This is a genomic window from Plantibacter elymi (nom. nud.), assembly GCF_900177795.1.
GTDB lineage: Bacteria > Actinomycetota > Actinomycetes > Actinomycetales > Microbacteriaceae > Plantibacter > Plantibacter elymi.
Genome location: NZ_FXWJ01000002.1, coordinates 808785 through 830033, shown reverse-complemented (window position 1 = coordinate 830033; position 21249 = coordinate 808785). Strand labels below are relative to the sequence as shown.

At 69.8% G+C, this 21249-nt stretch carries 23 protein-coding genes; 11 read left to right on the top strand and 12 right to left on the bottom strand.

Annotated features, from left to right (window positions below):
* Positions 1 to 104: 104 nt before the first annotated feature.
* Positions 105 to 1316, bottom strand: coding sequence for an iron uptake system protein EfeO (gene efeO, locus CCK91_RS08790; RefSeq protein WP_086473662.1), 1212 nt, complete (start codon positions 1314 to 1316; stop codon positions 105 to 107).
* A 54-nt stretch (positions 1317 to 1370) separates the two neighbouring features.
* Positions 1371 to 2219 carry an iron uptake transporter permease EfeU gene (gene efeU / locus CCK91_RS08785; RefSeq protein ID WP_086473661.1) on the bottom strand — a complete coding sequence of 283 codons (849 nt, stop codon included), beginning with the start codon at positions 2217 to 2219 and terminating at the stop codon, positions 1371 to 1373.
* Positions 2220 to 2422: 203 nt separating this feature from the next.
* On the opposite strand from efeU, the gene CCK91_RS08780 reads away from it, so the two are divergent.
* The 4 genes from CCK91_RS08780 to CCK91_RS08765 all read left to right on the top strand — a co-directional run bounded on the left by CCK91_RS08780 (position 2423) and on the right by CCK91_RS08765 (position 5884).
* Positions 2423 to 2956: a hypothetical protein gene (locus tag CCK91_RS08780; RefSeq protein WP_086473660.1), complete on the top strand. Its 534-nt coding sequence runs from the start codon at positions 2423 to 2425 to the stop codon at positions 2954 to 2956.
* A 39-nt stretch (positions 2957 to 2995) separates the two neighbouring features.
* The gene (gene fdxA / locus CCK91_RS08775) at positions 2996 to 3319 is read left to right on the top strand and encodes a ferredoxin (RefSeq protein ID WP_079705538.1); all 324 of its coding nucleotides are present in this window, start codon (positions 2996 to 2998) and stop codon (positions 3317 to 3319) included.
* Positions 3320 to 3323: 4 nt separating this feature from the next.
* A complete protein-coding gene (gene dapC, locus CCK91_RS08770) occupies positions 3324 to 4445 on the top strand; it encodes a succinyldiaminopimelate transaminase (protein ID WP_086473659.1) in 1122 nt (373 codons plus the stop codon).
* 179 nt (positions 4446 to 4624) lie between these two features.
* Positions 4625 to 5884, top strand: coding sequence for a citrate synthase (locus CCK91_RS08765; protein WP_064296340.1), 1260 nt, complete (start codon positions 4625 to 4627; stop codon positions 5882 to 5884).
* Between the two features lie 83 nt (positions 5885 to 5967).
* Here the strand turns inward: CCK91_RS08765 and dapD are convergent, their stop codons facing one another.
* Positions 5968 to 6945, bottom strand: a complete 978-nt coding sequence (gene dapD, locus CCK91_RS08760) for a 2,3,4,5-tetrahydropyridine-2,6-dicarboxylate N-succinyltransferase (protein ID WP_086473658.1) — start codon at positions 6943 to 6945, stop codon at positions 5968 to 5970.
* 51 nt (positions 6946 to 6996) lie between these two features.
* Between dapD and dapE the strand changes: the two genes are divergently transcribed.
* The 3 genes from dapE to CCK91_RS08745 all read left to right on the top strand — a co-directional run bounded on the left by dapE (position 6997) and on the right by CCK91_RS08745 (position 9584).
* On the top strand, positions 6997 to 8094 hold the full coding sequence (dapE, locus tag CCK91_RS08755) for a succinyl-diaminopimelate desuccinylase (protein ID WP_086473657.1): 1098 nt from the start codon (positions 6997 to 6999) through the stop codon (positions 8092 to 8094).
* Positions 8084 to 9307 carry a hypothetical protein gene (locus CCK91_RS08750; protein ID WP_242664469.1) on the top strand — a complete coding sequence of 408 codons (1224 nt, stop codon included), beginning with the start codon at positions 8084 to 8086 and terminating at the stop codon, positions 9305 to 9307. Before dapE ends, CCK91_RS08750 begins: the two co-directional genes overlap by 11 nt.
* Before the next feature lie 103 nt (positions 9308 to 9410).
* The gene (locus tag CCK91_RS08745; protein ID WP_079002123.1) at positions 9411 to 9584 is read left to right on the top strand and encodes a DUF3117 domain-containing protein; all 174 of its coding nucleotides are present in this window, start codon (positions 9411 to 9413) and stop codon (positions 9582 to 9584) included.
* Between the two features lie 92 nt (positions 9585 to 9676).
* Here CCK91_RS08745 and CCK91_RS08740 read toward each other — a convergent pair whose 3' ends face one another.
* Entirely contained in the window at positions 9677 to 10309 is a 633-nt protein-coding gene (locus CCK91_RS08740) for an O-methyltransferase (protein ID WP_064296167.1), read from the bottom strand.
* Positions 10310 to 10380: 71 nt separating this feature from the next.
* On the opposite strand from CCK91_RS08740, the gene CCK91_RS08735 reads away from it, so the two are divergent.
* Complete coding sequence (locus tag CCK91_RS08735) at positions 10381 to 10821, top strand: Sec-independent protein translocase TatB (RefSeq protein WP_079705542.1); 441 nt, start codon at positions 10381 to 10383, stop codon at positions 10819 to 10821.
* A 35-nt stretch (positions 10822 to 10856) separates the two neighbouring features.
* On the opposite strand, the gene CCK91_RS08730 is transcribed toward CCK91_RS08735, so the two are convergent.
* The 3 genes from CCK91_RS08730 to CCK91_RS08720 are packed head-to-tail and all read right to left on the bottom strand — an operon-like array spanning position 10857 to position 13858.
* On the bottom strand, positions 10857 to 12032 hold the full coding sequence (locus CCK91_RS08730) for an Mrp/NBP35 family ATP-binding protein (protein ID WP_086473656.1): 1176 nt from the start codon (positions 12030 to 12032) through the stop codon (positions 10857 to 10859).
* Positions 12025 to 12567, bottom strand: coding sequence for a DUF1003 domain-containing protein (locus CCK91_RS08725; protein ID WP_071261025.1), 543 nt, complete (start codon positions 12565 to 12567; stop codon positions 12025 to 12027). The genes CCK91_RS08730 and CCK91_RS08725 overlap by 8 nt, the downstream gene beginning before the upstream one ends.
* Entirely contained in the window at positions 12545 to 13858 is a 1314-nt protein-coding gene (locus CCK91_RS08720) for a magnesium transporter MgtE N-terminal domain-containing protein (protein WP_086473655.1), read from the bottom strand. The genes CCK91_RS08725 and CCK91_RS08720 overlap by 23 nt, the downstream gene beginning before the upstream one ends.
* A 68-nt stretch (positions 13859 to 13926) precedes the next feature.
* Here CCK91_RS08720 and CCK91_RS08715 point away from each other — a divergent pair, with 68 nt between their 5' ends.
* Positions 13927 to 14430 carry a general stress protein gene (locus CCK91_RS08715; protein ID WP_086473654.1) on the top strand — a complete coding sequence of 168 codons (504 nt, stop codon included), beginning with the start codon at positions 13927 to 13929 and terminating at the stop codon, positions 14428 to 14430.
* 42 nt (positions 14431 to 14472) lie between these two features.
* On the opposite strand, the gene CCK91_RS08710 is transcribed toward CCK91_RS08715, so the two are convergent.
* Both CCK91_RS08710 and CCK91_RS08705 read right to left on the bottom strand, forming a co-directional pair.
* A complete protein-coding gene (locus CCK91_RS08710; RefSeq protein ID WP_086473653.1) occupies positions 14473 to 15870 on the bottom strand; it encodes an aminopeptidase P family protein in 1398 nt (465 codons plus the stop codon).
* 41 nt (positions 15871 to 15911) lie between these two features.
* Positions 15912 to 16949 (bottom strand): endonuclease/exonuclease/phosphatase family protein, encoded by a 1038-nt coding sequence (locus CCK91_RS08705; RefSeq protein ID WP_086473652.1) that lies wholly within the window; start codon positions 16947 to 16949, stop codon positions 15912 to 15914.
* Between the two features lie 82 nt (positions 16950 to 17031).
* Here CCK91_RS08705 and CCK91_RS08700 point away from each other — a divergent pair, with 82 nt between their 5' ends.
* Complete coding sequence (locus CCK91_RS08700; RefSeq protein ID WP_086473651.1) at positions 17032 to 17886, top strand: PHP domain-containing protein; 855 nt, start codon at positions 17032 to 17034, stop codon at positions 17884 to 17886.
* Between the two features lie 217 nt (positions 17887 to 18103).
* Here CCK91_RS08700 and CCK91_RS08695 read toward each other — a convergent pair whose 3' ends face one another.
* Positions 18104 to 19663 (bottom strand): DEAD/DEAH box helicase, encoded by a 1560-nt coding sequence (locus CCK91_RS08695; protein WP_194601715.1) that lies wholly within the window; start codon positions 19661 to 19663, stop codon positions 18104 to 18106.
* Positions 19664 to 19799: 136 nt separating this feature from the next.
* Here CCK91_RS08695 and CCK91_RS08690 point away from each other — a divergent pair, with 136 nt between their 5' ends.
* Positions 19800 to 20519, top strand: coding sequence for a ferritin-like fold-containing protein (locus tag CCK91_RS08690; protein WP_086473650.1), 720 nt, complete (start codon positions 19800 to 19802; stop codon positions 20517 to 20519).
* Positions 20520 to 20594: 75 nt separating this feature from the next.
* Here CCK91_RS08690 and CCK91_RS08685 read toward each other — a convergent pair whose 3' ends face one another.
* Positions 20595 to 20894 carry a hypothetical protein gene (locus CCK91_RS08685; protein ID WP_086473649.1) on the bottom strand — a complete coding sequence of 100 codons (300 nt, stop codon included), beginning with the start codon at positions 20892 to 20894 and terminating at the stop codon, positions 20595 to 20597.
* A gap of 2 nt (positions 20895 to 20896) precedes the next feature.
* Positions 20897 to 21121: a DUF3107 domain-containing protein gene (locus CCK91_RS08680; RefSeq protein ID WP_064296179.1), complete on the bottom strand. Its 225-nt coding sequence runs from the start codon at positions 21119 to 21121 to the stop codon at positions 20897 to 20899.
* Between the last annotated feature and the right edge of the window lie 128 nt (positions 21122 to 21249).

The following is a 21249-nucleotide window of genomic DNA, read 5'->3' as shown; positions in this document are numbered from 1 at the left end:
TGCTATTCAGGGATGGCTGGAAGGCCGCAGGGCCGGAACCCCCAGAATGCTCTGAGCGGTTCCGGCCCGGCGCGCCGCGGAGGCGGCGGTGGATCCGTTCGGTGCTACTCGGCGACGCCGAGCACCGTGTGGGTGAGCTGCGACAGCGGCTCGGAGAGGGCGTTCACCTGGTCGGAGAGCTCCTTGCGCTGCTCCTCGGTGACGGTGTCGTAGCTCACGAAGCCGCTGTCGAGGCTGCCGTACTTCGCGAGCAGGTCCTGCAGCGCGGTGAACTCGGTCTCGATCTGGCCGACGAGCTTCGTGCCGGCGTCACCCTTGCTCGCGGCGATGTCCTTGACGTTGCCGAACGCGACCTCGGCTCCCTGCACGTTGGCCGCGAAGTCGTAGAGGTCGGTGTGGGACCACCAGTCCTCCTCACCGGAGATCTTGCCGACGGCGACCTCGTCGAGGAGACCGATGGCACCGTTCGAGATGTCGCCGAGGCTCACGGTGAAGTCCTTCTCGGAGACGAGGTCGAACAGCTGCTGCACGTCGTCGACGAGACCGGTGGCGAACTGCTGACGCTGTTCCGGCGTCGACGGCGTCCAGTCCGTCAGCGCGCTCGTGCCGTCCGAGTTCAGTGCGTCGGCTGCCGGCGGCCAGAGGTCCTTCTCGATCCGGTGGAAGCCGGTCCAGTCGAGTCCTTCAGCCACGGCGTCGACCTCGCGGTAGTCGATCTTCGGGTCGAGGTCGCCGAATGCCTCGGCCGTCGGCTCGATGCGTTCGTACGAGACGCGCGTCGTCGCGAACAGCTGACGGGCCGTCTCGTCGTCGCCGGCGGCGTACGCATCGGTGAAGGCCTTCACCTGCGGCACGAGTTCGGCCACCTGCGACTTGACGTACGCGACGTAGTTCGTCACGGCCTGGTCGGTGAGCGCCTGCTCGTCCTTCGAGACGGTCGCGTTCTCACCGGTGACGGTGAACTCGGCGAGGCCGACGGGTGCGCCGACGAGCTGGAACTTGCAGGCCGTGTAGTACGTGCCGGGGTTCAGCTGTGCGACGTAGGACACCGTCTGGCCCGGCGTCACGTTCTCCTTCTCTCCCACGATGCGCAGCTTGTCCGAGGCGAGGATCTCGAACTCGTTGACGTCGGTGCCGTTGTTGGTGATCGAGAACGTCACGGCACCGGCCGTCGCCTTCGCGACGGACACCGAGCACGAGTCGTCGGTGATGGCGACGGTGAGTGCGTCGCTTCCCGTCTTGTTCGGGACGCATCCCGTGAGGGCGAGGGCGAGGACGCCCGCGCCGGCGAGGCCGGCGATGATGCGGTGCTGCATGGAGACTCCTGTCGGAAGGTGCTGGTGCTTGGTTCGTGGTGGGTCGGGGACCGGTCAGACGTTCGTCGTGACCGGTTTCGTGACGGAGGTCGGGCGCCGACGGCCGAGACCCGAGACCCTGATGAAGCAGACGAGCGTGACGACGAGGTACAGCAGCCACGCTCCGAACTGCGCCCAGGTCGGGGCAGGGGTGAAGTTGAAGAGTCCGCCGAGGACGGTGCCGTACCAGCTCGTCGGAGGGATGATCGCGCTCAGGTCGAAGGCGGCCTGGCCCCAGCCGGGGATGACGCCCGCCTCCTGGAGGTCGCCGACGCCGTAGGCGAGGACGCCGGCGGCCACGACGACGAGGAAGAGCCCCGTCCACGTGAAGAAGGTGCCGAGGTTGATCCGGACGAATCCGCGGTAGATGAGATACGCGATGACGACGGAGGTGAGGATACCGAGGAGCGCGCCGATCGAGCCGACGACGGCGTTCTCGCCGGAGTTGACGCTCGCCCAGATGAAGAGGGCGGTCTCGATGCCCTCGCGGCCGACGCTGATGAAACCGAGGACGACGATGCCGATCGCCGATCCGGCGACGGCGGCGTCGAGTCGTGACTCGAGGTCGTGCTTGAGCTCTCGGGCGTTGCGCCCCATCCAGAAGATCATCCAGGTGACGAGCCCGACGGCCAGGATGGAGAGTCCGCCGCCGAGGATCTCCTGCGCCTGGAAGCTCAGCCCGTACGGTCCCCAGGTGAGGATGGCACCGACGCCGAGCGAGACGACGATCGCGACGGCGACGCCGAGCCACAACCTGGGGAGGACGTCCCGGCGGCCGAGCTTGTTCAGGTAGGCGACGAGGATGCCGACGATGAGGCCGGCTTCGAGGCCTTCGCGGAGGCCGATGAGGTAGTTCGCGAGCACGTGACCGGACTTTCGGGCGTCGAGCAGGCGGTCGCCCGGGGGAGGCCGTCGTCTGCGGGGTGGGGATGCATCCGAGGGCGCGCCGGGCGGGGACCGTGGTCCGGGCGGGGCGCTGCGACTTCGGAACGCGGTTGGGTAAGGCTAACCTTATCCGACGTCGACCATAGCGCCTGATGCTGAGGCTGTCCAGATACAATCGGCGGATGACCGATCCGGCCCCCGACCCCAGCCTCCCAGACGGCCGCACGGTCGGCGACGACCGCTGGTTCCCGCCGACACCGCCGCAGCAGGACGCGCCGCACGAGCAGTCCACGGCATCGCGGGTGATCGGGATCGTCCTCGCGTTCCTCGTCGGCCTGGCGTACGGCGCCATCGGCACGGTCGCGCACGCCTGGGCGCCCTCCGTCCTCGGTGTCGCCCTCCCGGTCGGATTGGTGCTCGGGATCCTCGGCGTGGCCATGCTCCTGGTCGGACTCCGGATCGTCCTGGGGGACCGGCTCGCAGCGTCGGCAGCGGCGCTCGGGGTCATCCTCATGATCGGGATCCTGCTGCTCGAGAGCACCGGTGGCTCCGTCCTCATCCCGCAGAGCGTCTCGGGCCTCGTGTGGACCATCGCCCCCGGTCTCATCGCCGTCCTCGTCGTGGCGTGGCCGAAGCTCCCGGAGCGCGCCCGCACGCGCGACGACCGTCCCGCGGGACCGGCGCCCGAACCGCTCCCCGTCTCGCCGCAGGCGTAGACTGGACAACTCAGTGCTCGTGAAGGGAGCCACCCGCCCGTGACCTACGTGATCGCCCTGCCGTGCGTCGATGTGAAGGACCGCGCCTGCATCGACGAATGCCCCGTCGACTGCATCTACGAGGGTGAACGGTCGCTCTACATCCACCCCGACGAATGCGTCGACTGCGGTGCGTGCGAGCCGGTCTGCCCGGTGGAGGCCATCTACTACGAGGACGACCTTCCCGAGGAGTGGGCTGACTACTACAAGGCCAACGTTGAGTTCTTCGACGAGATCGGTTCCCCGGGCGGGGCCGCGAAGGTCGGCGTGATCCCCTCGGACCACCCGCTCATCGCCGCGCTGCCGCCACAAGCCCACGAGTAGTCGCGTGGCACTGCAGCCGCTGCCCGACTACCCCTGGGACCTCATGGTCCCGTATGCGGAGCAGGCCCGTCGCCACCCCGACGGCATCGTCGACCTCTCGATCGGTTCGCCGGTCGATCCGACTCCTGGCCTCATCCGGGATGCGCTCCGGGCGGCCACGGACGCGCACGCGTACCCGACCACGGTCGGCACGCCCGAACTCCGACAGGCGATCGTCGACTGGTTCGCGCGCCGTCGTGGTGTCGAGGGGCTCACCCTCGACGCCGTCCTCCCGACGATCGGCTCGAAGGAACTCGTCGCGCTGCTCGCCTTCCTCCTCGGCCTGGGTGCCGGCGACACCGTGGTCCACCCGGTGGCGGCCTACCCGACGTACGCGGTCGGCGCGGCGATCGCGGGAGCCGAGGCGTTCGCCTCCGACGATCCGTCCGAATGGCCGGAGAACACCCGGCTGGTCTGGCTGAACTCCCCCGGCAACCCCGACGGCCGTGTCCTGTCGGTCGACGAGCTGCGTGCGGCCCGAGCCAGAGCCCGCGAACTCGGCGCCGTCCTCGTCGGCGACGAATGCTACGCGGAACTCGGTTGGGAGGGGGAGTGGTCCGACACACCGACCCCGTCCGTGCTCGATCCACGCGTGACCGACGGCGACACCGAGGGTGTCCTCGCGATCTACTCCCTGAGCAAGCAGTCCAACCTCGCCGGCTACCGTGCCGCGTTCCTCGCGGGCGACGAGCGCCTCGTGCGTCGGCTGGTCACCGTCCGGAAGCACGCGGGTCTCATGCTGCCGGCCCCGCTGCAGGCCGCGATGGTCGCAGCGCTCGGCGACGACGCCCACGTGGCGGAGCAGAAGGCCCGGTACCGCGCCCGACGTGAGGTGCTGCTCCCGGCCGTCCGCGAGGCCGGGTTCAGGGTCGACCGCAGCGAGGCGGGACTGTACCTGTGGATCACCGAGGGCCAGGACGCCTGGGTGAGTATCGACCGCCTGGCGTCGATCGGTGTCCTGGCGGGTCCAGGGGTGTTCTACGGCGAGGCCGGACCGCAACACGTGCGGCTCTCCCTGACCGCCACCGACGAGCGCATCGCGGCCGCCGCGGCCAGACTTCGGGGACTCCGCCCGATTTCGGGGTGAACTCCAAGGAAGTCGCCCGATCACTGTGGGAAACAGCAGTAGGGTCCGAAGCCGATTAGGCTGTATGTGACACGCCGTCGTATCGGAGGGCGATGTCGAGTCCCTATCGCACAAAGATATGAGGAGGCGCCGTGGGCGACGTCGAGAAACAGGCTTCCACCGAGACGCATCAGGTCACCCTGAACTACCCCGGCGGAACGGCCGAATTCCCGATCCACCAGTCAGCCCAGGGCGCGTCGAGTATCGACATCTCCTCGCTCACGCGGCAGACCGGCCTGACCACGCTCGACTACGGGTTCGTCAACACCGCGGCGACGAAGTCGGCGATCACGTACATCGACGGCGACCAGGGCATCCTGCGGTATCGCGGCTACCCGATCGAACAGCTCGCCAAGCAGTCGACCTTCCTCGAGGTCGCCTGGCTGCTCATCCACGGTGAGCTCCCGACAGCCGACGAACTCGGCGGATTCGACGAGAAGATCCGGCGCCACACGCTCCTCCACGAGGACCTCAAGCGGTTCTTCTCGGCGCTCCCGCACACGGCGCACCCGATGGCCGTCCTGTCGAGCGCCCTGCAGGCCATGTCGACTTACTACGAGTCGGACGCCAATCCGCACGATCCCGACCACGTCGAACTCACGACGGTCCGGATGCTCGCGAAGCTCCCGGTGATCGCCGCCTACGCGCACAAGAAGTCGGTCGGGCAGGCGTTCCTCTACCCCGACAACTCGCTGAGCTTCGTCGACAACTTCCTCAAGCTGAACTTCGGCAACCTCGCCGAGCCGTACGAGATCGATCCCGTCCTGTCGAAGGCGCTCGACCTCCTGCTCATCCTGCACGAGGACCACGAGCAGAACGCCTCGACCTCCACGGTCCGCCTCGTCGGCTCCACCGGAGCGAACCTCTACGCCTCCGTGTCCGCCGGTATCAACGCCCTGTCGGGTCCGCTGCACGGTGGCGCGAACGAAGCTGTCCTGCAGATGCTCGGCCGGATCCAGGAGTCCGGCGAGGGCGTGCAGCGCTTCGTCGACCGCGTGAAGAACAAGGAAGACGGCGTGAAGCTTATGGGCTTCGGGCACCGCGTCTACAAGAACTACGACCCGCGCGCCAAGCTCGTCAAGGAGAGCGCCGGCGAGGTGCTCCGGGCGCTCGGCATCAACGACCCGCTGCTCGACCTGGCTCAGGAGCTCGAGCAGATCGCCCTGGAGGACGACTACTTCAAGGAGCGCAAGCTCTACCCGAACGTCGACTTCTACACCGGCGTCATCTACAAGGCGATGGGCTTCCCGACGCGGATGTTCACGGTGCTCTTCGCCATCGGACGCCTGCCCGGGTGGATCGCCCACTGGCGTGAGATGAACCTCGACCCGCAGACCAAGATCGGGCGCCCGCAGCAGCTGTACACGGGTTCGCCCGAGCGTCCCTTCCCGACGCGCTAGTCCCGTCGCGCGCGTCGGCGGCGCACAGGACGGCCCCGCATCCACCTCGGATGCGGGGCCGTTCTGCGTCCCGGGAGGCCGGGTCAGGCGTGCAGTGCCGCGTTCAGCTCGACGCCCGAGCCCGAGCGGGGGAGCACCTCGACGGCACCGGTGAGCGAGTTCCGACGGAACAGGAGGCTCGGGACACCCGACAGCTCGACCGCCTTGACGGTACGCGGCGCGCCTTCGGCCGTGGCCGCAGCACCCGCGAGGACGACCTTGGTGCCCGCGGTCACGTAGAGACCCGCCTCGACCACCGAGTCGTCGCCGATCGAGATGCCGATGCCGGAGTTGGCGCCGAGGAGGGCGCGCTGGCCGATCGCCACCCGCTGCGTCCCGCCGCCGGAGAGCGTCCCCATGATCGACGCACCACCCCCGATGTCGCTGCCGTCGCCGACGACGACGCCCTGCGAGATGCGTCCTTCGACCATCGACGCGCCGAGGGTCCCGGCGTTGAAGTTGACGAAGCCCTCGTGCATGACGGTGGTGCCCGGTGCCAGGTGCGCGCCGAGCCGGACGCGCGAGGCGTCGGCGATCCGGACCTTGTCGGGCGTCACGTAGTCGAGGAGTCTCGGGAACTTGTCGATGCCGGTCGCGTGGATGCCGGCGCGGAGGAGCGACGGTCGGAGGCGGTCGAAGTCCGCGGGGTGGACGGGGCCGGCGTTGGTCCAGACGACGATGGGGAGGTGTGCGAAGACGCCGTCGAGCGAGATCGTGTTCGGCTGGACGAGCAGGTGGCTGAGCAGGTGCAGCCGCAGGTAGGCGTCCGGGGTGCTCTGCGGAGCGGCCTGCAGCTCGATCTCGACCGTGACGATGTCGATGCGGACGGCTCGGCGCTCGTCGTCGGTCGCGAGGGCCTCGAGGTCTGCGGGGGCGATCCAGCGGTCGCGGCCCTCGGGGATCCGTCCGAGCGAGGGCTCGGGGAACCAGGTGTCGAGCACGGTGCCGTCGGCGGCGATGGTCGCGAGGCCGGAGCCCCAGGCGTGAGTCGGAACAGGGGTCTCGGCAGGCGCAGCGGTCATGGCTCCAGGGTACCGGCCAACACTCAGGCCGACGGCCAATACACTGGTGCCATGCCAGCCGAAGTCCCCGTACTCGACCTGTCCGTCTCCTCGGTGGAACTCACCCAGCAGCTGTGCGACATCGCCTCCGTCTCGGGGGATGAGGCCCGCATCGCCGACGCGATCGAGGCGTCGCTCGAGGGTCTCGAGCACCTGACGATCGTGCGCGACGGCGACACCGTCGTCGCTTCCACCTCGCTCGGACGTGCACAGCGGGTCATCATCGCCGGCCACATCGACACCGTCCCGATCAACGGCAACGTCCCGACCCGGTTCGAGGAGCGCGACGGCGAGGCGGTGCTCTGGGGCCGAGGGACGGTCGACATGAAGGGCGGCGTCGCGGTCCAGCTGAAGCTCGCGGCCGAGCTCACCGATCCCATCGTCGACATCACCTGGATGTGGTACGACAACGAGGAGGTCGCATCCGACCTCAACGGCCTCGGGCGTCTCGCGCGGAACCGTCCCGACCTCTTCGTCGGTGACTTCGCGATCCTCGGCGAGCCGAGCAACGCCGGCGTCGAGGGTGGCTGCAACGGAACGCTGCGCGTCCACGTGAGCGCCCACGGCAAGCGCTCGCACGCGGCCAGGAGCTGGGTCGGCGTCAACGCGATCCACGCGATCTCCCCGGTCCTCGCGACGCTCGCCTCGTACACACCACGGGAGGTCGAGGTCGACGGGCTCGTCTACCGGGAGGGCGTCAACGCGGTCGGGATCACCGGCGGTGTCGCCGGGAACGTGATCCCCGACCTCGTCACCGTCGAGGTGAACTACCGCTTCGCTCCCAGCCGGACGGGTGCGGAGGCGCTCGCCCACCTCGAGGAGCTCTTCTCCGGCTTCGAGGTCGTGCAGACGGACGTCGCGGAGGGCGCCCGTCCCGGGCTCGACGCGCCGATCGCCCAGGACTTCCTGGCCGCGGTCGGCGGGACACCGGCCCCGAAGTACGGCTGGACGGACGTCGCACGCTTCTCCGCACTCGGGGTCCCCGCAGTCAACTACGGACCGGGCGACCCGCTCCTCGCCCATGCCGACGACGAGCGCGTCCCGCTCGCGCACATCGAGGACTGCGAGCGCGGGCTCCGCGCCTGGCTGACCGGGCCCGATGGTCGCTGACGCGGCCCACTCGACCGAGGTCGAGGAGCGGCCGTCGATGCTCCGGCGCTGGGCCCGTCTGCCCTGGTGGGGCCGGATCACCATCGTGTACGTGCTGTCCCGCCTGGTGACGACCGCGATGTTCGCGGTCGCGAGTCTGCTGCAGGCGCCGGACTCCCGGTTCGGTGCGTTCCCCTCGCTCGGCACGCTCGCCGTCGGCTGGGACGGACAGTGGTACTGGTGGATCGCGACGTACGGCTACCCGGCCCAGCTGCCGCTCGACGATGCCGGCCGGGTCGCGGAGAACGCGTGGGCGTTCATGCCGGTCTATCCGGGGGTCGTGAAGGCGCTCTCGGTCGTCACCTTCCTGCCGTGGCCGGTCATGGCCGTGATCGTCTCGCTGTGCTGCGGTTTGGGGGCGACCCTGCTGTTCCACCGGCTCCTGCGCATCCGCCTCGGCGATGAACGGGCGATGTTCGCCGTCGTCCTGTTCTGCATCGCCCCGCTCAGCGCCGTGTTCCAGGTCGCCTACGCGGAATCGATGTTCCTGCTGCTGCTGACGCTCGCGCTGCTCCTGCTCGTGACGCGCCGGTACGGCTGGCTCCTCGCCGTCATCCCGGTCATGGCGTTCACCCGCCCCGGAGTCCTGGCCTTCTCGCTCCTGCTGGGGCTCCATCTCATCGTGCGGATCGTCACGCGACACCGCGACCCGCTCGCGCGCCGGGAGGTCGTCCTCATCCTCGCGGGCGGGGCACTCGCCGCCGTCGTCGGATTCGCGTGGATGGTCATCGCCGGCCTCGTCACCGGGGTGCCGGAGGCGTACCTCGAGACGGAGCTGGCGTGGCGGGCCGCCTTCATCGGAGAGCAGCCCCTCGTCCCGTTCTCCGCCTGGATCCAGGGCGGCCAGTTCTGGTTCGGGGATGGTCCGGGTGTCGCCGTCGTCGCCGCGATCTTCGTCGGCTCCGTCGTGCTCCTGTTCCTCCCGCCGGTGCGCCGGCTCGGTGCCGACCTCCGGTTGTGGGTGGGGTCCTACCTCCTCTACCTCTTCGCGGTGTTCTTCCCGCAGACGAGTGTCTTCCGGCTGCTCGTGCCGGTCTTCCCGCTCCTCGGTGCAGTCGCCGTCCCACGGAACCGCTGGTACCGCGGCGGCGTCGTCATCGTCTCGCTGGCGTTGCAATGGTGTTGGATCTTCGTCATGTACGGCCTCGCGAACGCATATTGGACCATTCCCTGAGCGCGGATCGGGCGTCATCCTGCGCCTCGCCGCGCTCAGGATTATCACGAGCCCCCGTGATACGAGATAATGGGGGTCAGTCGAATAACGAGAGGGGACTCGCATGGCCGCAATGAAGCCACGCACCGGAGACGGGCCAATGGAGGCCGTGAAGGAGGGTCGGCTCATCATCGTGCGAGTGCCTCTTGAAGGGGGAGGGCGTCTCGTCGTGTCGGTCAACGACGCAGAGGCTCAAGAACTGCATGATGCACTCGCGGGTGTGGTGAGCGCGGGCTGATCCCCGTCACCGACGCCGCATGAGCCGAGAACCGGCCGTCATCACTGCTCTCAGAGTCAGGATGGCGGCCGGTTCGTCGTCGTGCGGAGGGCTCAGAGGTTCGGTTTGGTGATCTGCAGGAGGCCGTCGCCGGCGGGGGACAGGGCGCTGACGACCGCGTCGGACGCGGAGATCTCCTGGACGAGCGAGCGGAAGAGGCCTGTGGTCTCGTCCCGCTGAGCCGGATCGGCCACGCGGCCCCGCCAGAGCGCATGCGGGACGAGCACGGTGCCGCCGGGACGCACCAGACGGAGTCCGTGCTCGACGTACTCGATGACCGATCCCGGGTCGCCGTCGACGAGGACGAGGTCGTAGGAGTTCTCGTTCATCCGCGGCAGGACGTCGAGCGCGCTGCCGGTGATGAGGCGGATGCGGTTGGTCGTGATGCCGGCCTCCGTGAACGCCGCGCGTGCCTGCTGCTGGTGCACGATCTCGGTGTCGATGGACGTCAGCACCGCGCTCGTGGCACCGCGGAGCAGCCAGAGCCCGGAGACGCCGGTGCCGGTCCCCACCTCGACGATGGACTCCGCGCGGGTGGCCGCGGCCACCACCGCGATCTGCGCGCCGATCGCGGGAGAGATCGGTTCGACACCCAGTTCGTGCGCGTGAGCGCGCGCCGTGAGCATCGCCGCGCTCTCGACGACGACGTCGCCCGCGTACTTCCAATTGAGATTGTGTTCTGACACCTTGCCTCCGGATCCCAGCGTATGGCCTGCAACTGCTCCGACAGCTGAGGCTCGCGCGGTAGTCTGATGTCGTGTTCGGTCTGACCTTCGACAAACTCCTCATCATCGGGGTCATCGCCGTGTTCCTGTTGGGTCCGGAACGGCTGCCGTACTACGCCTCCCAGCTGGCGCGACTCGTCCGCACCCTCCGAGACCTCGCCTCCGGCGCCAAGGACCGGATGCGCGAGGAGATGGGGCCGGAGTTCGACGAGGTCGACTGGAAGAAGCTCGACCCGCGTCAGTACGATCCGAGACGCATCATCCGCGAGGCGCTCCTCGACGACGAGCCTCCGGTGACGCCGACGGTCGCGACGACCGCTCCGCTCGACGCGGCTCCCGCAGCCGCGGCCGCCGCTGCAGCCGTTCCGTCGCTCGAGAAGCCGAAGTCGATCCAGGCGGCGACCGACGAACGCCTGCGCCGACTCGCCGCCGGCGAGACCGCCGCGCCGCCGTTCGACCTCGAAGCCACCTGAGTCCGCTTCGGTCGCACACGTCCGGCCCGGACGGCTCAGTTCGTGCTGACGCCGAGACGACGACCGGCGAGCCCACGCGGTCTCGCAGCGAGTTGACCGGCCAGGCGGAGGATCTCGGCCGCCGCGGGATCCGTCGGATCCGAGAGCACGATCGGCAGCCCCGCGTCTCCACCCTCTCGAAGCGGGACGCTGAGCGGGACCGAGGCGAGGAGCGGTACCGGGGCGTCCTGGCCGATCGACAACCGCTCTGCGAGCGCCTCGCCACCCCCGGAGCCGAACAGCTGCAGGACACTGCCGTCGGGCTGGGGGAGACCCGCCATGTTCTCGATGACGCCGTGGACGCGCTGCCCGGTCTGGCGCGCCACCACACCGCTGCGCTCGGCCACCTCGGCGGCGGCCGCCTGCGGTGTCGTGACGACGAGCACCTCGGCGTGGGGGAGTAGCTGGCCGATGGAGATGGCGACGTCCCCGGTGCCGGGCGGGAGGTCGAGGAGCAGGACGTCGAGGTCGCCGAAGAACACGTCGGTCAGGAACTGCTGGATGGTGCGGTGGAGCATCGGTCCGCGCCAGGCGACGGCGACGGCGGTGGTGCCGTCAGTCGGTGCGTCGATGAACATGCCGATCGAGACGACCTTCACACCGTGGGCGACGGGCGGCAGGATCATGTCGCCGACCTGCGTCGGCTTGACGGCCAGGCCGTCCTCGACCAGGCCGAGGAGCCCAGGGATGGAGAACCCGTGGACGTCCGCGTCGACCAGGCCGACCCGCAGGCCGCTGGCGGCGAGTGCGACGGCCAGGTTCGCGGTCACCGTCGACTTCCCGACCCCGCCCTTGCCGCTCGTGACGGCGTACACGCGGGTGAGTGATTCCGGGCCGAACGGGATGCCGCGGGCGCTGCGGCCGCCCCGCAGGCGCTCCGTGAGTGCCTGACGCTCCGCCGTCGTCATCACCTGGACGTCGACCGCGACGCTCGTCACCCCGGGGGTCGCCGCGGTGGCCTCACGCACGTCGCGCTCGATGCTCGTCGCTGCCGGGCAGCCGACGATCGTGAGCTTGATCGTGACATCGGCGGCACCGGTGTCGTCCACCGTGATCGGGCCGACCATGTCGAGTTCGGTGATCGGTTTGCGGATCTCGGGGTCGATGACGCGGGCGAGCGCGTTCCTGATCCGCTCGGCGAGGCCGATGTCAGCCGCGCCGGCGTCAGCCACGCCGACGCTCGGGCCCGTCGTGTTCGGGCTGGTCGGTGCGATCCCGATCGAGTTCCTCGAGCAGCGAGCGCAGTTCGGCGCGGATGAAGTCCTTCGACGCCATGTCCTTGAGAGCCAGGCGCAGCGCGACGACCTCGCGGGCGAGGTACTCGGTGTCGGCGAGGTTGCGTTCGGACCGCTGACGGTCCTGCTCGATCTGCACGCGGTCGCGGTCGTCCTGACGGTTCTGGGCGAGCAGGATCAGCGGCGCCGCGTACGAGGCCTGGAGCGACAGCACGAGGGTCAGGGCGACGAAGCCGATGTCGACGGAGTCGAACCGGAGGGCGAGTGGACCGTAGGTGTTCCACGCGATCCACAGGATGACGAAGAGGGTGAGGCCGAGGAGGAACCACGGCGTGCCCATCGCCCGGGCGATCCACTCGGTGAACCGGCCGAAGCGGTCGCGCGAGGCCGGGGCGCGGCGGATGGAACGGACGGAACTCCGAAGCCCCTTCGGAGCGTCGAGCCGGACCTCATTGCGGGGAGCTCGTGCCACGACCTGCCCTCCTTCCGTTCGATCCGAGCCGCTGTTCCGACGCCGGGAGTTCATCGTTCTCGTCGATGCTGCGCCAGTCGTCCGGGAGCAGGTAGTCGAGGACGTCGTCGATCGTCACGACGCCGAGAAGCCGGTGCTGTTCGTCGACGACGGGTACCTGGACGAGGTTGTAGCTCGCGAGGATCCGCGAGACCTCGGCGGCGGAGGTCCGTACGCCCACCGGATCGAGGCTCTGATCGAGCAGGGTCCCGAGGCGCTCGTGCGGCGGGTAGCGGAGCATGCGCTGGAAGTGCACCATCCCGAGGAAGCGTCCCGTCGGCGACTCGTACGGCGGCAGGGTGATGCAGACGCCGGCCGCCAGCGCCGGAGCCAGCTCGGAGCGTCGGATCGACGCGAGGGCCTCCGCGACGGTGGCGTCGGCGGAGAGGATGATCGGCTCGGTCGTCATGAGGCCACCCGCGGTCTCCGGGTCGAAGCGGAGCAGCATGCGGACGTCCTCCGCCTCCTCCGGCTCCATGAGCTCGAGGAGGTGCTCACCGCGGTCCTCGGGGAGCTGGGCGATGAGGTCGGCCGCGTCGTCCGGCTGCATCTGATCCAGGACGTCGGCTGCGCGGTCGTCGTCGAGCTGGGCGAGGATCTGCACCTGGTCCGTCTCGGGCATCTCCTCGAGCACGTCCGCGAGGCGGTCGTCGGACAGCTCCTCCGCGACCTCGATCATCCGGTCGCGCGGGAGGTCGAGGAGCGTGTTCGCGAGGTCGGCCGGTTTCAGGTCGGCGTAGGTCGCGATGAGCTGCTCGGCGGACTGGGCCTCGCCGAGCTCCTGCTCCTCGCGCAGCTCGTTCCAGGTGGCGAAGGTCGTCGGGCCCTTCACGAAGGGGGAGGCGGTGGTCTTCGGGCGGCGGACGAACAGCTGCGACACCTGCCACTCGCCGGGGCCCTGCTCCTCGATGGCGACGTCCTCGATCGTCGCCTCCTCACCGGTGGCGCGGAAGATGACGCGTCGACCGAAGAGTTCAGCGATCACGCGCACCTCGCCGCCGCGCTGCTCGAACCGGCGGACGTTGATGAGCCCCGTGGTGATGATCTGTCCGGCGCCGATGCTCGTCACGCGGCCGATGGACACGAACACGCGGCGCTTGCCGGGGATCTCGACGATGAGGCCGACGACCCGCGGGGGTTTGCCCGTGCGGTAGACGACGAGCACGTCCCTGACCTTGCCGACACGATCGCCCGCGGGGTCGAAGACGGTGCACCCGGCGAGCCTGGCGACGAACACTCTGGTTGCACTCACGACTACTAACCTACCCGCCGGTGGTCGGCCTGGAGTGCCCGCTCCGGGCGGGGTGAGAGGATGGAGGCATGAGTGATCCGCGACAATTCGGCCGGAAGGGCGCCCCGGCGCTCGGCGTCATCCCGCGAGGCGAGACGGTGGCCAGCTACGAGAGCTACGAGTCCGCGCAGGCCGCGATCTCGTCGCTCGCCCACACCGATTTCCCGGTCAAGGAGATCTCGATCGTCGGGAGTGATCTCAAGAGCGTCGAACGCGTCACCGGTCGCCTCAGCTACGGACGTGCTGCGGGAGCAGGTGCGGTCAGTGGTGCCTGGCTCGGACTGTTCCTCGGGCTCGTCCTCGTCATCTTCAATCCCGAGACGAACCTCATGCTGCTCGGCGCCGCGGTGCTCATGGGTGCCGCGTTCGGCATGCTGTTCGGCATCGTGTCGTACTCGGTGACCCGCAAGCGGCAGGAGTACACCTCGGCCACGCTCGTCGTGGCGACACGCTACGACCTCATCGTCGTCGGTGAGCTCGCGAACCGCGCACGCAACCTCCTGGAGCGCGGCCCGGAGACCGACGCGGGCTGATCCAGCCGCGTCAGGCTCCGAGCCGTCGCCCGGCGGACGGGCTCAGCGCGCGAGCCAGGCCTCGACCTCGTCCGCGGTGCGCGGGATGCCGGCCGACAGGTTCTCCGCGCCGTCCTCGGTGACGAGGATGTCGTCCTCGATCCGGACGCCGATGCCGCGGTACTCCTCGGGGACCGTGAGGTCGTCGACCTGGAAGTAGAGGCCGGGTTCGATGGTGAAGACCATGCCTGGCTCGATCACGGCGTCGGCGTACATCTCGCGGCGAGCTTGGGCGCAGTCGTGCACGTCGGTGCCGAGGTGGTGGCTCGTCCCGTGCACCATGTACCGCCGGTGCTGCTCGTTCTCCTTCAGGAGCGCTTCCTCGGCGGTGACGGGGAGCAGGCCCCACTCGGCGGTCTTGCGTGCGATGACCGCCATCGCGGCCGCGTGCACTTCGCGGAACCGGATGCCGGGGCGGACGATGGCGAAGGCCTCGTCGGCCGCCTCACGGACGGCCTCGTAGACCCGGCGCTGGACCTCGGTGAACGTGCCGGACACCGGGATCGTGCGGGTGATGTCGGCGGTGTAGTAGCTGTCGAGCTCGACGCCGGCGTCGATGAGGATGAGGTCGCCCGGGACGACCCGTCCGTCGTTGCGCGTCCAGTGGAGGATGCAGGCGTGCGGTCCGGCGGCGGCGATGGTCTCGTACCCGACGCCGTTCCCGTCGGCGCGAGCCCGCCCGGCGAAGACGCCCTCGACGATGCGCTCGCCGCGCTCGTGCGCGAGGACCTTCGGGAGTTCGGCGACGACGTCGTCGAAACCGCGCGCGGTCGCGTCGACGGCGAGACGCATCTGCGCGATCTCGTAGGCGTCCTTCACGAGGCGCATCTCGGACACGGCGCGCGTCAGGTCGTCGTCGACGTCGACCGTGAGATCGGCGGCGTCGGCCGTGAACGCCGAGAGGTCGGCGGTCGCGACCGAGAGGTCGGCGGCCACCTGGGCGAGCGACGGACGCGCACCGATCCAGAACTCGCCGATCGCGGCGTTCGTGTAGAACTCGTCGGTGTCGCGGCCCGCTCGCTCGCGGAAGTACAGGGTGGCGGTGTGGCCGGACTCCTCGGGATCGAGCACGAGGACGCTGTCGGGCTCGGTGTCGGCCGCCCAGCCGGTGTAGTACGAGAAGGCGGAGTGCGCCCGGTACAGGTAGTCGGTGTCGTTCGACCGCTGCTTCATCCCGCCCGCGGGGAGGACGAGACGCTGACCGGGGAACTGGGCCGAGAGGCGTTCACGACGAGCCGCTGCGAGGCCGGCGGTCTCCCGCGGCTCCGGCAGGACCTCTGGGCGGTCTGCCCACCCGGTGCCGATGAAGGCGCGGAAGCCCTCGGACCAGGCGGCCGCCCGGTTGGAGGTCGCCTCGGTCTGGACGGTGTTCGAACTGGATGTGTCTGCGGAAGTCGCCATGCCTCCATTGTCGCACTGCGGTCGCGACAGGCGCCCGTCGCTCAGCTCGCCGTGCGGGGGAGCAGCGTCGCGACCACGGGCCGGTGATCGCTGCCCGTGCCGTCGACGTCGGTCAGGACGTGAGCCGACACGGTGACCCATCCCGGCGTCGCCATGACGTGGTCGATCGGTGCGCCGAGGAGCGCCGGGAGCTCGGTCGGCCAGGTACCGAGCCCGGCCGCCGCGTCGGCCGCGGCGGCGTCGTGGCACGCGCCGAGGTCGCCGATGCCGCGCAACCCGGCGAGGTGGTCGAGCGTCGCGTTGAAGTCACCGGCCATGATCACGTCCGCGTCGTCGGTGCAGCGGCCGGCGAGATCGGCGAGTTCCGCACGCCAGTCGTCGAGCCGACTCGGCAGTGGGGCCGTGGTGTGGACGGCGACGAGGGTCGGTCCGCGACCGAGGACCGGATCGGCGATGAGGGTCTCCGAGCGCTCGATGGCGGTCGGGCCGGTCGCCGTCGGTGCGCGGACCGCGTACTCGCCGAGTCCGGTGCTGATGAGCAGGCTCGTCCCTCCTGTGTCGGCGTCGGTCGAATGCGCCACCATCGGCCGTCCGGCCGCGGTCATCGCGGCGGCGACGACCGCCGCGGTGTCGGACGAGGTCTCCGGTAGGGAGACGACGTCGGCGCCCTCACGCACCGCGATCGCCGCGATCGTCCCGGGGTCGACGGCATCGCCGAGGGTGTTCCAGGCGAGGACCGTGACCTGATCCGCGAGATCGGTCGCCTCTCCGGCGACCATCTGGTCGTCGATCCCGCGGTTGGCTGTGACGACGGCGCCGGTGACCGAGACCGCGGCGAGGACGACCGCCAGGGTGAAGGGGAGCACGCGACGCGATCCCCGGACCAGGATCGCCGTCACGAGGCAGATGAGGGCGCCACCCGCGGCGGCGATCGCCACGAGGAGGCGGAACGCGCTCAGTTGCACGACGACCTGGGCCTGCTCGAGACCGAACAGCCCGGGGAGGACGGCGACGACGAGCAGGGCCGTGGTCGCGATCGCGAGCACGGCCGCGATGACGCCACCGACGGTCTTCAGCACCCGCGTCAGCGTAGGCGAGCGGTCTGGGAGTCCTCGGGGCAGGACCTGCGACTAGGGTGGAAGCGTGGTGAGCGCTCGAGACATGCACGGCCCCGCCGATCTGCACACGCACTCGAGCGTCTCGGACGGCACGGAGACGCCGACGCAGCTGATGCGCGCGGCCGGTGCCGCGGGGCTCGGCACGATCGCCCTCACCGACCACGACTCCACCGCCGGCTGGGCCGAGGCGGCCGTCGAGTCGCGCCGCCAGGGCATCACCCTGCTCCCCGGAATGGAACTGAGCACCCGCTACGAGTGGCGGAGCGTGCACCTGCTCGCGTACCTCATCGATCCGCTGAACGGCGACCTGCTCCAGGAGACCGCGAAGATCCGGGAGTCCCGGCTCCGGCGGGCAGAGGGCATCGTGGCGCGCATCGGCGGCGACTATCCGCTGTCCTGGGCGGACGTCCTCGCGCAGACCCGCGAAGGTGCGACCGTCGGACGGCCCCACATCGCCGACGCCCTCGTCGCCCTCGGGATCGTGGCCGACCGCGGTGAAGCCTTCGACGGCATCCTGCATCCGCGCACGGGATACTACGCGCCGCACTACGCGCCCGACCCGCTCACCGCGGTCAAGCTCGTCCGCGCCGCAGGTGGCGTCCCCGTGATCGCCCACCCGGTCCCGTCCGGCCGCGACCGGATGCTGCCCGAGCCGTACTTCCGTGAGCTCGCCGACGCGGGCCTGTTCGGGCTCGAGATCGAGCATCGCGAGAACACCGAGGAGGGCAAGGTCGTCGTGCGGCGGATCGCCTCCGAGCTGGGCCTCGTCGCGACCGGTTCGAGCGATTATCACGGGACCGGTAAGCCGAACCGCCTCGGCGAGAACACCACGGACATCGACGTGGTCCGGCGCATCGTGGCCGAGGCCACCGGCTCGGCGCCGGTCCTGCCCGACTGATCTGCGGCGCGTCCGGAGTCCCGGTCGAACTCCCCTCGGTCACTGAGCTTGTCGAAGTGCCCACGGGGGCGCGGCGGATGTGAGAGGACGCCGGTTGGAGCACCCTTCGACAGGCTCAGGGACCGGTATCCTTCGGTCACCAACCGTGTCGAGCGCAGCGCTCGCGACACGCAGAACGCCCGCATCCGGAAGGGTGCGGGCGTTCTGCGTGGCGGATCTACGCCGTGGGGGCCGGGGGAGCGGTGCGGCGCGTCCGGCTCCGACGGCGGGGAGCGCTGTTGCCGTCGCGGTGCTCCGGACCGTGGCCGTCGTGGGTGCCTGCTGCGGGCGCGCTGCGGTCGACGGTGTCGGTCGAGGCGGCGTCGTGCGTCCGCGAGTGAGCGCGGGTGCTTGGCTGGGACTCGAGCCGGGTGCTGGTCGGCTGCGTGCGGTCGCCTCCGCGTCCGCCGCGCTCACCACCGCGACCGCCGCTGGTCCGCGAACCCTCGCGTCCGCCGCCGGTCCGCGAACCGTCGCGTCCGCCTGCGCTCCGCGAACCCTCGCGCCGCGGAGCGGGCTCGACGGCCTTGGCGGGCTTCAGCCGGCCCTTCGTGCCCTCGGCGATCCCGAGGTCGGTGAACAGGTGCGGGCTCGAGGAGTAGGTCTCCGTCGGTTCCGGCTGACCGAACTCGAGGGCGCGGTTGATGAGCGCCCACTTGTGGAGGTCGTCCCAGTCGACGAACGTGACGGCGATACCCGTCTTCCCGGCGCGACCGGTGCGGCCGACGCGGTGGAGGTACGTCTTCTCGTCCTCGGGGATCGTGTGGTTGATGACGTGGGTGACGTCGTCGACGTCGATGCCACGGGCGGCGACGTCGGTGGCGATCAGGACGTCGCGCTTGCCGGCCTTGAACGACGCCATCGCCCGCTCGCGCTGCTCCTGGTTCAGGTCGCCGTGCACCGCCGCGGCGTTGAACCCGCGGTCGGTCAGTTCCTCGACGAGCTTCGCGGCGGCACGCTTGGTCCGCGTGAAGATGACGGTCTTGCCGCGACCCTCGGCCTGCAGGATGCGCGAGATCACCTCGTCCTTGTCGAGCGAGTGCGCGCGGTAGATGAGGTGCTTGATGTTGGCCTGCGTGAGCCCCTCGTCGGGGTCGCTCGCGCGGATGTGGATCGGCTTGCTCATGAAGCGGCGGGCCAGGGCCACGATCGGACCGGGCATGGTCGCCGAGAACAGCATCGTGTGACGCGCGGCGGGAGTCTTGGAGAAGAGCTTCTCGATGTCGGCGAGGAAGCCGAGGTCGAGCATCTTGTCGGCCTCGTCGAGCACCATCTCGGTGATGCCCGAGAGGTCGAGGAGGCGCTGGTTGTTGAGGTCGATGAGTCGGCCGGGCGTGCCGACGACGATCTGGGCGCCGGCCTTCAGCTGCTCGATCTGACCCTCGTAGGCCTTGCCGCCGTAGATGGAGACGAGCGTCGTCGACCGGTTCGAGATGAGGATCTCGATGTCCTCGGACACCTGGACGGCGAGCTCACGGGTCGGGACGACGACGAGGGTCTTGACGCCGGGAGCCGGGTCGAGGCCGAGGCGCTGGACGATCGGGATGCCGAACCCGAAGGTCTTGCCCGTACCCGTCTTGGCCTGGCCGATGATGTCCTGGCCGGCGAGCCCGAGGGGGATCGTCTGCTCCTGGATGGGGAATGGTTCGATGATGCCCTTGGTCGTGAGGGCGTCGACGATGTCCTGGTCGACACCGAGATCAGAGAAAGTCACGGAGATACCTGTCAGTGCAGTCATGGTCTACACCTTCGATTGCACACAGGTGTAGGGCCCCGATCCGACGCCGGGGCACGGCTATTCTACCCGGGACGCCCCGAGAGGCCGCTGGGCGCGCGGAACACGGCGATCGGCGCGCTGCGGATAGGGTGGTCGCATGGCTCGTTGGTTTGCACGACGTCGGCGTCCCGGCACCCAGACGCCTCGTCTGCGCTCGCGGGAGGACGCCGTCCAGGCGACCCGCGTCGACCTGCACGAGCTCGCGCCCAGCACCGCCGACTACCTCGGTCAGGTGGCGCAACTGCAGCTCGGGTTCTTCATGACGCTGTCGTTCGCGGTCGAGCACGCTCCGAACGACGCCGATCGGGAGACAGTAGCCGAGGCCGCTGCCACGGCGCTGCGCAAGCACCAGGCGCTCCTCGCCTGGCTCCGCCGGACGAGCGACGACCCGGGCGCCGTGCTCGAACCCTATGCACGCACGCGGGACGAGTTCCAGGCGATCCTGCGAACCGGCACCTGGGACGAACTCCTGCTGGGCGTCCTCGTGGCGCGGGGCTTCCTCGACGAGTTCTTCGCGCAGCTCGCTCGCGGTCTGGACGGAGCGGACGCCCGCGACCTGGCCGCGATCGTCGCTCCGGGTCCCGAGGAGGACCCGCTCGTCGGGATCCTGCACCGGGTGATCGCATCGCACCCCGAGCGAGCTTCGACGCTCGCGATGTGGGGCCGCCGGTTGCTCGGCGACACCATGCTCGTCGCCAGGTCGGCCCTCGTGACCGAGAGCAAGGCGCTGCCGGACGACGCCCGGGTCGAACCGGTCTACACGGAGCTCATCGCGAACCACACCAGACGGATGGACGCGCTCGGGCTCACGGCCTGACCGGTCGTCCCCTCCGACACGACGACGCCGCCGCTCCGGGTGGAGCGACGGCGTCGATCGATCGAGCGCCTCGGGTCAGGCGGCCACGCCCTGCTGCAAGCGGGTCAGCATCGCCTCGTCCGACGAGGTGCGGACGCGGACGAGCACGAGGTCGACCACCACACTCACGACGACGGACGCGCCGAAGGCGAGCACCCAGATCCAGCCGCCGTCCCACGCCATGCCGGCCCACGTCGCCGCGACCCAGACGACGGCGGCGGCGAGCGTCGCGACCGCCGGGATGAGTGCGGCCCCGTGCTGGTCGCGGCCGGGCAGGAGGTAGCGGACGGCGAGACCGAGGATGGCGCCGCCGAGCACGACGAAGAGGAGTTCCATGGTCAGCCGACGAATCCGATGCGGCGGGACTCCTCGGTTCCGAGCTCGACGTAGCCGATGCCCGCGGTCGGGATGAGGTAGCTGGTGCCCTTGTCGTCCTTGAGTGCGAGCAGCTTGGCGTCCGTCTCGAGCGCGGTCTTGACCGCCTGCTCGATCTCCGACGCCGGCTGCGAGGTCTCGAAGCCGATCTCGCGAGGGCTGTTGAGGATTCCGATGCGAATTTCCACCTTGAGTGCCTTTCGGTTGCGTAGGGCAAGACTACGGGAGTCGTGGTCCTCCGACCGGCGCGGGTCGGCTGCTGTCAGCGAACAGCGGAACGCCGGTCGGCCGTCGCGGTGATGTCGGGAGCCTCCGG